This window comes from Cytobacillus sp. FSL K6-0129 (genome assembly GCF_038007625.1).
Taxonomy (GTDB): Bacteria; Bacillota; Bacilli; order Bacillales; family Cytobacillaceae; genus Cytobacillus; species Cytobacillus kochii.
In genome coordinates, this window is sequence record NZ_JBBOXM010000001.1 from 4,092,057 (window position 1) to 4,104,948 (window position 12,892).

A 12,892-nucleotide genomic window follows, 5' to 3' on the forward strand; every position below is an offset into this window, starting at 1 on the left:
TAACTATGCTGAATACCCAAAGAAGCCCGTGCACCCTCGATTTCCCCAGCTATCTATTGTGATTACCCGCATGGTGTCTCTTCACTTATATATTGATAGTTAGCTATCATGCATTTACTACTTTAGAAATAAAAAAGTAAGTGAGTTTCACAAAATTGGTCTTGTTTGTCCTACCGAAATCTTTCAAAAAGAGAAGAACCAACTCCGTAATTGGAGTTGGTTCAAATTTATTAGGAGAAAATTCCTTTTATAGAATCGATTAAATTCTTAAAGAAGTCAGATACAGCTTGAAGAAAACCTTTATCACCAACTGCTTCTGAAATTTTTTCCTGTACACTATTGGCCAAATCCTCTAATTGGGATTTGACATTATCAAAGTTAATATTAAGTTCTCGCATTTTTTCAAAAAGGTCATAGAGGAGCTTGCGGTCTTCTTCGCTAAGCTGTATTTCTAGCTTTTGCATTTGTTCATCAACAATTTGTTGGATATCTTCCTTTGTTGCAGGGTTTTGCTCAGCTATTTCTTTTTTGATTTCAGTGAGCAGTTCGGTTACCTTCTCTTGGTCCATACCTTCTTTTTTTGCTAAATTTGTCGCAATACTTAGTTCTTCGTTAGCTACTTCTGTTCTTTCCTCATCTAACTTCTCGCCTTCACCTTGGTCATAGGCTTTGTATATTCCAACTAAAGCTGAGTGACCACTGACTTTTACCGGAGAAGCGATATCAACTATGGCTTCTTCTATACCAGCTGTAAGTAAGGCATTGGCATACATTTCATCAGTTACTTCAGTAATGTTTTCAGGTGTCATTTGGTTGATGATTACACCCTTACCTGTATCTGTGCGCGTAATCTTCGCGGAGGAATACATATTAGAGCGGGGATCACCTTTAATATAATGAACAATATCATCAGCAGTAATAATAATTTCTTCTACTTTACTGTTTTCTTTTACACCTAATAGCTTTTTGGTTTCCTCTTTCTGGCTTGAACTTAAAGCCTCACCATAGGCAACAATTGGTAATCCATATTTCTCATTAATACTTTCCTCAGAATCGGCTGACCCTGTTGAAGCAAAAACAGTGGTTTGTAATGAGAATAATAGGGTAATAGTTGTTATAATAGATAAAACCCTCGATTTTTTCTTCATCGTATGACGCTCCTTTCACTAAGATTATAGACGTTTCAGGATAAAAAAGGTTTCATTTTAAAGAAATTGATGAGAGGTATGTATAGTATAAACTCGGCATACTCTAAAAAATATAATCCTATCAAAAACTAATTCCTATTCAACGTGCAAAAAAGGTAACAATGCAACGAATAATATAAATGTAAGTTAAAAATATTACATTCTTCAACATTTATGTATCAAAAATGATAGCTAAATGAAATTATTTGCAGTGATTATTTTGTTAGAATAACAGGATAGAAGCAGATAGGATAATGGTTCTATCCTAAATTGCAAAGAGAGGGAACAATCATGAGTATAGAAAATCAATTAATTAATAAACAATTCCATGACACATTTACAATTAATCATGAACATACACATCCCGTTGAAGTATTAGGGAATGCTTATATGCAAGAGAATTTAAAAGAATCGCCAGACCTGACAATGATTCGGTTTGCACAAGGTGAAGTATATTTTCATCATAAAGATTATGAAGCGGCCATCTTTAAATGGGAAAATATAGATAATGAGTTTCAACCATGGGCACGGAAAAATGTCGCAGATGCCTATTTTGAATTAGACCTCTTAGGTACTGCGGAGGAAATTTATTTATCAATTGATACAGATTCAGATGTATTGAAGATAGAAGTACTCCTCCAATTATTCTCTCTATACATACAACAGGGAAAATTAGAGAAGGCAGTAGATGCTATTAAAAAAGCAGTCTTCTTAAATCCGGATTATCCAGATGTAACAAGAATCGCACGCGTCTTTTTTGAAGACCATCAAGATTGGCAAAATGCAGTGGAATTAGCTGTAAATGAAGCCATGAGAACGCAAGAAATTAGCTGGTTCCACACATTAAAGGGATATGTTATAGAAGGGAAAACGAAAAAAACGGCTCCCAAGTATTTTATTGAGGCGTTAACGATTCTTTATCAAAATGATGTTCGCCAGTTCGAAGCTGTATCTGTCGCATTTTGGCAAAGCTATAAAGGGGAAGAATACTATTTTAATTGGTTAGATGAATTTAACCAACTTATGCAAAAGTTAGATACACAAAGCGGGTATCATTGGAACGAATTATCGGTTATTTATCATGATACTTATTTCGAATTAATAAATGGCGAAAAACAAATAAAAGAGATTTCTAAAATCGTTCCACCTCATTTGCAAAACTGGTTGAGAATCTCTTCAGATACTTACCGCCTTATTGCATCGGCTTCAGTTCTTGCATGGAGTGATCTATTTACTAAGAGTTTTGATGCTGAAGTGATGAATGATGCGGAAAGAATGATAGAAGAAGCAGCGCCAGTGGAGCATACGCTTGAAGAGAATTATCAATTATTCCAATCCATCATGGAGTGGGCAAGAAAACACGATGTATTAATGGGTGCAAGATTTGAATGGATGGTAAAAGAACTACTTGATTTAGAAACAAATCATGTCATCATTGCGGGGATGTCTGGGAGTGGAAAGACCGAGTTTGTCCAAGAATTACTTGGAGATCATGTGAAAGCAGAGAATACAACGGCAACTGTGATGTATAAGCATGCTGATTATAAAGAACTCACTTCCATTTCTGATACTGCTATTATCCCGCTTGACTCTATGGATGATTTAAGAACAGGAGAAAAACGATCGGACCAAGTATTGGTCGATTATAAACATTCTCTACCTTTCCTATCGCAACAAAGAATGGCGGTTATGGATACACCAGGCCTTTCTAGCAGTAACAAGTTTAGAAATGATGTATTTCAATATTTGCATTTTGCCGATAGCCTGTTATTTATCTTAAATGCAGAGTATCCGTTAACAGATAGAGAATTAGATGTTGCCGTAAAAATTAGAGAGCAATCACCTAGTCTACCGGTGCATTTTATTTTAAATCATATGGATGCAGCTAGTAGTGAGGAAGAAGCCATGCAGTGGATGGATGAAACTGCTGATAGAGTTTCTACCTATTTTCCAAGAGCAACAATCTTTGCTTACTCACCGCAATATGATCCAACAGAACAGTTGAAAGATTTTGCAGTATTTTTAGCTGGATTGAATGAAGGACGTCATTTAATGCAAGAGCGGACAGAGAAGATGCTGCATTATATTCAAAAATCGATTAAGTTTCTTCTTGATAAACGAATAGAAAAAGAAAATGCGCTAATTGATGATATGAACTGGCATGAAGAAATGTTAACAAAGTTGAATGGTGCTATTCATCAATTAGAAGATATGGAAGAAGAAAAAGTGAAAAATATCAGTCACTCTTATCGTGATATTAAAAAGACGATGGAAGATAAGCTAGCCGCAGCTATTCCAGATATTTTACGTGAGTGTAGCCAATTGATTCGAGAAGATAGTGACTTTAGTAAGCTTCATATCGAGTTGAATAATGAAATGAATGAACGAGTCCAACAGTATATATCCGAAAAGGTATTACCGGAATATAGGGAATCCATTCAAGCTTGGATTATGGAAAGTGAGCAAGAATTTTTGACAGGCCAGGCTTTCTTAGTAGAGATGGCGGATAGCTTCAATGAATTATACGGCTTTGAAAAATTACAATTAAACTGTGATTTCCGTATTCTCGAAGATTGGAAGCGCGATGCTGACCGCCTGACTCACGGTACTGTAAGGTTAGATAAAGCGAATATTATGCTACGTCATACACCAACGCAAATGCTATTGAAAAGCGCAGGGAAGATCTTTGGACTCATCCCACAAAATAAAACAATGCTTTACAATAAGTATAAACAATTTGTTGACAATGAGGACTATCGTGAGGTAGCAAGTCAAATTACAGACAACTTTATCCAGCAATTTGAACTTTTTGAGAAAGCGTTGGATCGTGATATTCAAATGTTTTTCCAATCACCATTTGCGGTATTAGAAGAAACAGTAAAAGAATCTCATATGACAATTGCAAATGATAACAAAGAACTAGAGATAATGAGAAGTAATCCAGAAGTCTACCATGATCCATTAAAATTATTTGAGTTAAAATGGAAGCAATATGAATGGATGACGGAGAAGTCTCAAACACCAAAGCAATATATTTAATCAATATAGCTGATAAAATACCCGTATGAATGAACTGAAGCACCGTAGACTATGTCTACGGTGTTTTTAGATAAGTTTCCTAAGGTCAGTAAAAGACAAAAGTGCTGAAGTAAGGAATGGAGTAATAGTTGCAATAGGAAAATATCGATTAAAGATTGTTTAGAAGTAGTGCTTAAATTATTTTCAACTAGCTGTTGTTAAGAAAAAGCATATCATTGGCATTTGAAGAAAAATGAGTGGTATTTTCACTGATTTTCTTTACAAAAACAAGAATTTTTCGCATTGGTATCTACTAACAAATTGTTCATTTCATCACATTTATGTCCTTTCTAAAAATACATTTGTTCTCACTGAGTAGAAAAAGTTCTTGATTATTTCTCATTCAGTAGTAGAATGAAGATATAAAATAGAGAATAAATTGGGAGATGTCTTGATGAAAGTTGTTAAATTTGGCGGTTCATCGCTTGCCGATGCTAAGCATATAAAGCGTGTGTTTGATATTGTGCATTCTGACAATGAAAGAAGAATAATTGTGGTGTCGGCTCCGGGTAAAAGACATGAGAATGATACAAAGGTGACTGATTTACTTATTTCATGTGGTTTGCATGCAATCAATAATGAAGATCCGAGTCCTTATATTGAGCAAGTGGTCGCTCGGTATAAAGAAATTGCTGACGACCTTATACTACCGCCAACCATCATTGAGACGATTCAAAATGATTTATTAGTGAGGCTGGCTGGAGATAAAAACAACCCTGAACAATACTTAGATTGTATAAAAGCAAGTGGAGAAGATAACCATGCTAAATTGGTTGCATGCTATTTCCAAGAACAAGGCGTGAAAGCTAAGTATATGAATCCTAGAGAAGCAGGGCTAATTGTTTCAAATGAGCATGGCAATGCGCAAGTGTTACCTAAATCTTATGAAAAGCTTAGACGTCTACGTGAGTCTTGTGAACTGATTATTTTTCCAGGATTTTTTGGTTATGGCCAAAACGGAGGGATATTTACTTTTTCTCGTAGTGGTTCTGATGTCACCGGGTCGATTTTAGCATATGCGGTAAAGGCAGATGTATATGAAAATTTCACCGATGTGGATGCAGTCTTTTCAGTAAATCCAACTTTCGTTGAACAGCCAAAAGAAATTAAAGAATTAACTTATCGAGAAATGCGCGAATTATCGTATGCAGGTTTTACTGTTTTACATGAAGAGGCGCTTATACCTGCCATTCAAGCAGGAATCCCTGTGCAAATCAAAAATACGAATAATCCAAGGGCAAGAGGCACGACGATTTTACGGACAAGAGAAAATCAAAATGGGCCAGTTGTCGGTATTGCGAGTGCTACTGGTTTTTGTAGTATTTATGTCAGTAAATATTTATTAAATCGTGAAATCGGATTTGGTCGAAAATTATATGCCATTTTAGAAGAGTTCGGGATTAGTTATGAACATACACCATCGGGTATAGACGATGTGACTGTGATTATTAAAGAGAATCAACTACAAGAAGATGAAGAAGAAGTTTTACTTAAACGTTTAGAAAGTGAATTAGTAGCCGATGAAGTACATATTCAACATAGTTTGGCGTTGATTATGGTTGTTGGCGAAGGTATGCGTCATAACATTGGCACGATGGCTCGGGCTGCGAATGCTTTAGCCAAAGCGGATGTTAATATTGAAATGATTAACCAAGGATCTTCAGAGGTAAGTATGATGTTTGCGGTTAAAGAAGTAGATGAGAAGAAAGCTGTTCAGGCATTGTATGAAGAATTTTTTGCAGAGGTCGCATTACCAATTGGATAAAGCTATGTTAGGGGTCTGTAGGGAAACCTGCATATACACTGGTAGAAAAGTGTATATGCAGGTTCTTTGTGTTATCTATACCTAAGTTACTGAATGTGAATGAATACTGTGAGTAGTTTCTGTTAAAGTTTTTAATTGTTTAACATATACCCCGTTTTCCAATTTTCTAAAAATATATTTACTTAGCTGGTACAAAGGACTAATATATTCTTTAAACAGTAGTAAAAAACACGCATCATTATACTAATTCATAAGCATATAGTATCTCAGGGCAACCACCTAGGTGATGAAAATAATAAGGGGGGCAAGTGATATGAGCACAGATATGTTTATTCAATCTAAAAGTCAAATGTTGGCCACTTTATTAGAGCTTGTGTCCATTGATAGTGTTAGCCTTTCACCAGGAGAGAAATACTTTCCTTTAAGAGTGGAACAAGTATTAAAATCTTTACCTTATTACCAAAAATATCCCGGGTATGTAGTGAATCATCCGACTTCAGATGGTCGTTCTATATTAACGGCTCTATATAAAAATAACTTAGCAGAAAAAACGGTAGTGATGATTAGTCATTTTGACGTAGTAGATATTGAAGACTATGGTGACCTGCAGCATCTCGCTTTTAATCCTGTTGAATTGACGAGAGAGCTGCATAATCGTCTTGATACCTTACCGGAAGATGCAAAAGAAGATTTAATTAGTGGAGATTGGTTGTTTGGTAGAGGTATGATGGATATGAAATGCGGATTAGTTCAACATATGTCTTTGTTAGAAAAAGCGGCGAATGAAGACTGGAACATCAATTTGTTATTAGTAGCTGTCCCAGACGAGGAAGTGAATTCAGTTGGTATGAGAGAAGTGATTCCAAGATTAGTTTCTCTTGGAGAAGAACATTGCCTCAATTATACATTATATTTAAATTCCGAGCCGATGTTTTCTCAAGTTCCCCAAGATAATAATCATTATTTTTATACAGGAACGATAGGCAAAATTATGCCGGGAGCATTGTGTTTTGGGAAAGAATCTCATGTCGGTGAGCCGTTTTCTGGGATGAATGCTTGTTGGATGTCATCTATTTTAACGAATGAAGTTGAGTGGAATGAAGAGCTTTCAGAACAGGTAAATGGTGTGATGTCTCCTCCACCGACATTGCTTTGGCAAAGAGATTTGAAAAAAGGCTATACGACACAAATTCCTCATCGTTCAGCAAGTCTTTATAATGTGTTATTAATGAAAAGAAATCCTGTTGATGTCATGCATGAAATGAAGAAAGTGGCTATAAAGGCCGCTGATAAAATGGAAGCATTTATAAGAGATAAATATCGATTAAATGGTTTGGATGAGTCACAGTTATCACATATTCACGTTTATTTGTATGAGGAAATCAGGGCTTACGCAGTCAAGAAAACAAGTGCAGAGTATATAGATATACTAGAGCAATCGATTGCCAAAGAGACCGAGGGCGATATTCGTGATCAAACGATACAAATTGTCGACCAATTGGCAATGCTGTGTCAAGAATTAGGTCCGATGATTATTTTATTTTATGCCCCACCGTATTATCCTGCTGTTAATTCTAGTGAGAATGAGTGTATTGCTGAATTATCTTCTTCTTTAATAGAGTTTGCTGACACAAAATATCAAGAGCGTATTCACCCAGTCAATTATTTCAATGGTATATCTGATTTGAGTTATGCGGGCCTACATGCTGATTTAAAGGATATGGATATTTATAACGATAATTTGCCAGGAGGAGAGAAATTGTATTCCATCCCATTTAAGGAAATGGCAAAGATAACTGCCCCTGTAATTAATGTTGGACCAATGGGAAGGGATGCACATCAAAAAACAGAGCGTCTGCAAATTCCTTTTGCTTTCGAAACTTTACCAAAACTATTAGCCCATTTAATAAAAATACATGAACAGCAAAAAAATGATTGACAGCTGAGGTATGATTGCATATGATAGAGGTATCAAATGAATAGCATCTCCAAAGGGGAGTAGCTTTTACAGCAAAGTCGTCAATTCGGAGTATCATGCTCTCGGCTTTGTTGGCAACAATTCTGATCGTTGTTAGCAAGACCTTTACCAAATTCGGTGAAGGTCTTTTATGTTTTAAACCTTTACCGAATATCGGTAAAGGTTTTTTGTTTTTAAGTGAAATAAACAGGGAATGTTAAGTAAATGCTAATACTGTTTTTCTTACTTGAAGATGATATTCGCAGGGGATGTTACATAAATGAAGGAGGAAATTCATTTGGAAGCAGCATTATTATTAGAGTATGGTTGGGTGCTTTTAGTTCTTATCGTATTAGAAGGATTATTAGCAGCGGATAACGCACTTGTTCTAGCCATTATGGTCAAACACTTACCTGAAAAGGAAAGAAAGAAAGCATTATTTTATGGTTTAGCTGGAGCGTTTGTATTTAGGTTTGCTTCATTATTCGCTATTTCATTTCTTGTTGATGTATGGCAAATTCAAGCATTAGGTGCAATTTATTTAATCTTTATCGCAGCGAATCATATATTCCGGAAGTTTCTGGTCAAAAAGCATGACGTGCCTGATCCTTCAGCCAAGCCGAAAAAGAAATCAGGTTTTTGGATGACGGTTCTTAAAGTTGAGTTAGCTGATATTGCCTTTGCAATAGACTCAATCTTGGCAGCAATTGCTTTAGCGATGGCATTACCACCAACTGGTATTGGTACAATTGGAAGTATGGATACAGGACAATTCCTCGTTGTATTTGCAGGTGGTATGATTGGGCTAATTATTATGAGGTTTGCAGCTAATATCTTTGTAGACTTACTTCATAAACGTCCTGGGTTAGAAATTACTGCCTTTTTGATCGTCGGTTGGGTAGGTGTAAAGTTAGCAGTTACGACTCTTGCACACCCTGCACTGGCTGTATTACCGGAGGGATTCTCTCATTCAACCGCTTGGAAAGCAACGTTCTACATCGTTCTTATTCTTATCGCAGTAGGCGGTTGGTTCTTATCTAAAGAAAAAATTGATGAAGATGGAGCTGGAGACGACGACCGTTTAGATCAGGCATTAAAGGAAGAAAAAGAACAATTGTAAAATTTTGATTGGAGTTATTAAAAAAGCGTTCACCTTGTTAATGTCCCCTTTAAGTAGACATTCAAAAAAACCTTCATGTTACCATGAAGGAAAGAATGCTACCTTGGAGGGGATTTTTCTATGGCAAAGAAAGGACAAACTTTTAATAGTTATTCGGAAGAGTTTAAACATAATGCCGTCATGAAATATGTGAATGGGTCTAAAAGTTATAAAGCATTGGCAGAGGAACTGGGAATCCGTCACTGCAGCCAGCTTAAAGTGTGGGTTAAGAAATGGAAAGAAGGAGCCCCGTTTGATGAGCGTAAAGGAGTTTCTAATCCTTTAAAAGGCAGGCCTAGGACTAAATTTAAGTCGGTTGAAGAGGAAAGGGATTATTTGAAAGCACAAGTTGAATTTCTAAAAAAGCAGTATCCAAATCTGGTAAAGGAGGAGAAAACCCCAGACGAATGAAATATGAATTGGTGGATGAGTTAAGGGTTACCTATCCGGTCTCCTGGCTGTTGGAGATTGCCTATATCAAACCGGCTAGCTACTACAAATGGAGAAAAAACAATCATAAACGCGAAGCAAAAGTTAGGGATGAACAAAAGATTCGAGAGCACATTTTGGGCATACATTTTATGCATCCCGAATATGGACGACCCCGTATTACAGACGAATTAAATGAAAACGGGTATTTAATTAATCACAAAAAGGTCTACCGATTGATGACGGCAATGAACATACAATCAGTCATCCGAAAAAAGAGAAAACGACATGGTCATAGTCCTTCTAACCTCTTTCCTAACCGTCTGAAAAGGAAGTTCAAGGCGGTAGGACCTAATCAAAAAATGGTAACGGATATCACATTTGTGTCTGTTGGCGAAGAATATTATTATTTATCGGTCATACAGGATCTCTTTAATAACGAAATAGTAAGTTGGGAGCTAGCCCAAAGAAATGATTTGGAACTTGTGTTAAAAACGGTAGAGAAATGGACAAAGAAAAAAGACGTGGCTGGAGCCGTTCTCCATTCGGATCAAGGCTTCCAGTACACGTCAAAAATATACGGCAACCGATTAAAGGATTATGGCATCAAAGGCAGCCACTCTCGCAAAGGAAACTGCCTGGACAATGCCTGTATAGAATCATTCTTTTCACACCTCAAAACCGAGAAGCTGTATATAAGTAAGTGTAAGGGAGAAGAAGAACTAGAGCAAGCTCTTGAGGATTACATTTACCATTACAATTACAAACGAAGACAAAAGAAACTAAAGAAACGCGCGCCGATTGAATATCGACACGCGCTCACTGCTTAGCTTTTTATGTTGTCTACTTGACAGGGGCAAGACCACCTCTTTAAAAGGTTGAACGCTTTTTCATATCATTAGATAAATCTAAATTACTTTTATACAACTGCTTATATAAAAAGTAAATAATAGGCATCCCGATAATTAAAACAGCAAATTCGCCAATGGCAGTTGTGAGCCATGTGAATAAGAATGGAAGACCAATAGCAATTTTTAATTGTAAGGCAATAATCCACATCATTACAGTAAAGACGATGGTGTTTACTAACATCCGTAACCAAATATTTTTAACAAATTTAAAAAGTACTAAGCTAATTAGTAAACAGATAATGGAATGGGCGACCCCAAATGTTAAATCAAATGGCTTCATTGGTGAAAATAATAGGTTCGTTAAGAAAACACCAAGGACAATGCCGTAAATAAATTTACGATTTAAAACAATGAGATGATTAAATATCTCAGCAAAACGAAACTGAATAGCTGAAAAAGCAATTGGCTGTAATACCATTGATATGGCAATATACATAGCAGCCAAAAGACCATTAGCTACAATCATTCTAATATTCATTTGATTACACTCCTAGTTTTTTATCGTGGGATGGTTTCGAACCACGTCAACAATAGGTTATAATATCAGGTTTTAGGAGTGTTTGTAAATGGTATTTTTTAAAAGAATTATAAAGCTGCTAGAACTTTCACTGTAAAATCCTCATCAACTTTTCTTAATTCCCTTATTAAACTGCGTGTATTGGTTGTATTTACATCAGCATGCCTTAGAGAGAAATACCTTTATAAAACAAAATACTTCCGTGTGTAGTCCGTGAATTGAGATTTCATCTATATCTTTACGTTTTTCAAGTGTTACTTCAAATAAGTTCTTTAAAAATATCCATAGTACGTTTATCCATCTTGAGTTTTTAGTCTAGTTGACTTCACTTCATCTTCTATCGGATACTTAACAACCAGCTTGGCTCTGTCATATTACTCTTTTAGTACTAAAATCTGAATGCGTTTTTCTGTATTGGATGCACTAACAAGAAGCGATGTCAACTTCAATTATGTTGATCAATATTTTAAGTATGAGTAATAACCTTATTAAAAGGATACTTTCTATACGTCAAGAACATACTATTGGTGTATAACTCCTTCCAAGTAGATCTCCTCTAAGTGGGAGGTTTACTTTTTTATAAATATTTTTCTTATAAAAGGGGAAAATATTTACGACTTAAGAGTCAATAATTTAAAAGGAGTTGAAAGTTATGGCAAAAAGGTTTTTATTCATTCTTTCAAGTATCTTATTGTCTTTCTCGTTAGCAGCATGTGGAGCGAATGATGATCAAGATCAGAATCCACCTCCAGAAACCAATAATGGTGTAGAAAATGATAATAATGGTGATGAGAACATACCTGGAGTAGATGAAGATGATACTATGTTTAAAGATGATGAAAAAGATAGTGATCCGGATCCAGAAGATGCGGTGGAAGACCCGGAAGATATGAATGATAATGATAATCGAGATGAATAAACCTAAAGCCCTTCTCAATCGAGATGGGCTCTTTAACTAAAGAAACTCTGGTTAGTAAAAGACCTTCTTTTACAATTTGGGTGTTTATTATCAATAATTGGTTATAACACCAGTCTTTTCTTATCCAATTAAAATGGATAAATCTACTTCTAGAACTAAAGTTGGATGTTCTTATGCAAGAAAATGATTCTTTCTATTTCTTCAAAACCATTTTTCTTATAAAATTCTTCGGCAGGTATACCTCTATCTGTGAGAAGTGTAATGTTACTTATATTACTGTTATGAAGCTCTTTTATTAAATGATTTAACAGCGCTTTTCCAATACCATTATTTTGACTTTGTGTTTTTACACACATTTCATTAATAAAAAACTCATCTCCGCTCCACCATACTCTTTTTACACCAAGAATAAAGCCGATAATTTCGTCGTTTTCTACTGCTAAAACGCCTAAAAATCCAGGTGTCTGATAAAAACTCAGTAAATATTTTTTAGCCTTTGTAAATGTCCATTCATCATTCCATGGCTCATCATTGAATACTTCAATAAATGTTTCCGAGCATTTAGTTAAATCATTCATTTCTAATAGTTTAAATTCCAAGGTAAATTCTCCTTATCGCTAAATGTATTATTAAACCAGCCAAACCGGTTATTTATGGATTATTCTACCACAGAAAATTTGCCTATTTGGCTTTCATGTTAATTTTCTATGTCTGGGACCTTAGCTAAAGAGGGGAGGTTACATCAATAAATAAGAAAATGTAATATAAAAGGGTATTTATGTCAATATGTTTTTGATATACCAGATATTTGATGGGTCTAAGAAAATTCTCCTATATGAATACAGCTCAATATTGTTTGAATATGTTATAAAACAGTATTTAATAAGGTTTGTTTAATTGTTAAAATTTTGTGAAGGTTTTATGACATAATTATATAAAGATAGCATTTTGGTTCAAAAGTCTTGACATT

Annotated in this window: 10 protein-coding genes and 1 riboswitch; of the genes, 7 read left to right on the forward strand and 3 right to left on the reverse strand. The window is 35.4% G+C overall.

All coding sequences use genetic code 11. The features are described from left to right. Positions 1–230 precede the first annotated feature (230 nt). The gene (locus MHI57_RS20840; RefSeq protein ID WP_224934877.1) at positions 231–1,148 is read right to left on the reverse strand and encodes a DUF1002 domain-containing protein; all 918 of its coding nucleotides are present in this window, start codon (positions 1,146–1,148) and stop codon (positions 231–233) included. Positions 1,149–1,478: 330 nt separating this feature from the next. Here MHI57_RS20840 and MHI57_RS20845 point away from each other — a divergent pair, with 330 nt between their 5' ends. The 6 genes from MHI57_RS20845 to MHI57_RS20865 all read left to right on the forward strand — a co-directional run bounded on the left by MHI57_RS20845 (position 1,479) and on the right by MHI57_RS20865 (position 10,405). Next, positions 1,479–4,226, forward strand: a complete 2,748-nt coding sequence (locus MHI57_RS20845; protein WP_340978125.1) for a GTP-binding protein — start codon at positions 1,479–1,481, stop codon at positions 4,224–4,226. Positions 4,227–4,659: 433 nt separating this feature from the next. Beyond that, positions 4,660–6,030 carry an aspartate kinase gene (locus tag MHI57_RS20850; RefSeq protein WP_095370313.1) on the forward strand — a complete coding sequence of 457 codons (1,371 nt, stop codon included), beginning with the start codon at positions 4,660–4,662 and terminating at the stop codon, positions 6,028–6,030. 313 nt (positions 6,031–6,343) lie between these two features. After that, positions 6,344–7,969, forward strand: coding sequence for a M20/M25/M40 family metallo-hydrolase (locus MHI57_RS20855; RefSeq protein ID WP_095370312.1), 1,626 nt, complete (start codon positions 6,344–6,346; stop codon positions 7,967–7,969). Positions 7,970–8,267: 298 nt separating this feature from the next. Further along, positions 8,268–9,107, forward strand: coding sequence for a TerC family protein (locus tag MHI57_RS20860; protein ID WP_411674999.1), 840 nt, complete (start codon positions 8,268–8,270; stop codon positions 9,105–9,107). A gap of 120 nt (positions 9,108–9,227) precedes the next feature. Then, a complete protein-coding gene (locus tag MHI57_RS25105; RefSeq protein ID WP_251161713.1) occupies positions 9,228–9,557 on the forward strand; it encodes a transposase in 330 nt (109 codons plus the stop codon). Next, complete coding sequence (locus MHI57_RS20865; protein ID WP_328200406.1) at positions 9,554–10,405, forward strand: IS3 family transposase; 852 nt, start codon at positions 9,554–9,556, stop codon at positions 10,403–10,405. Before MHI57_RS25105 ends, MHI57_RS20865 begins: the two co-directional genes overlap by 4 nt. Before the next feature lie 40 nt (positions 10,406–10,445). Here the strand turns inward: MHI57_RS20865 and MHI57_RS20870 are convergent, their stop codons facing one another. Then, on the reverse strand, positions 10,446–10,964 hold the full coding sequence (locus MHI57_RS20870; RefSeq protein WP_307317121.1) for a QueT transporter family protein: 519 nt from the start codon (positions 10,962–10,964) through the stop codon (positions 10,446–10,448). A gap of 6 nt (positions 10,965–10,970) precedes the next feature. Next, a riboswitch (PreQ1 riboswitch) is annotated at positions 10,971–11,015 on the reverse strand. A gap of 640 nt (positions 11,016–11,655) precedes the next feature. On the opposite strand from MHI57_RS20870, the gene MHI57_RS20875 reads away from it, so the two are divergent. Beyond that, positions 11,656–11,922, forward strand: coding sequence for a hypothetical protein (locus MHI57_RS20875; RefSeq protein ID WP_095370310.1), 267 nt, complete (start codon positions 11,656–11,658; stop codon positions 11,920–11,922). Positions 11,923–12,077: 155 nt separating this feature from the next. On the opposite strand, the gene MHI57_RS20880 is transcribed toward MHI57_RS20875, so the two are convergent. Next, the gene (locus MHI57_RS20880) at positions 12,078–12,521 is read right to left on the reverse strand and encodes a GNAT family N-acetyltransferase (RefSeq protein WP_095370309.1); all 444 of its coding nucleotides are present in this window, start codon (positions 12,519–12,521) and stop codon (positions 12,078–12,080) included. Between the last annotated feature and the right edge of the window lie 371 nt (positions 12,522–12,892).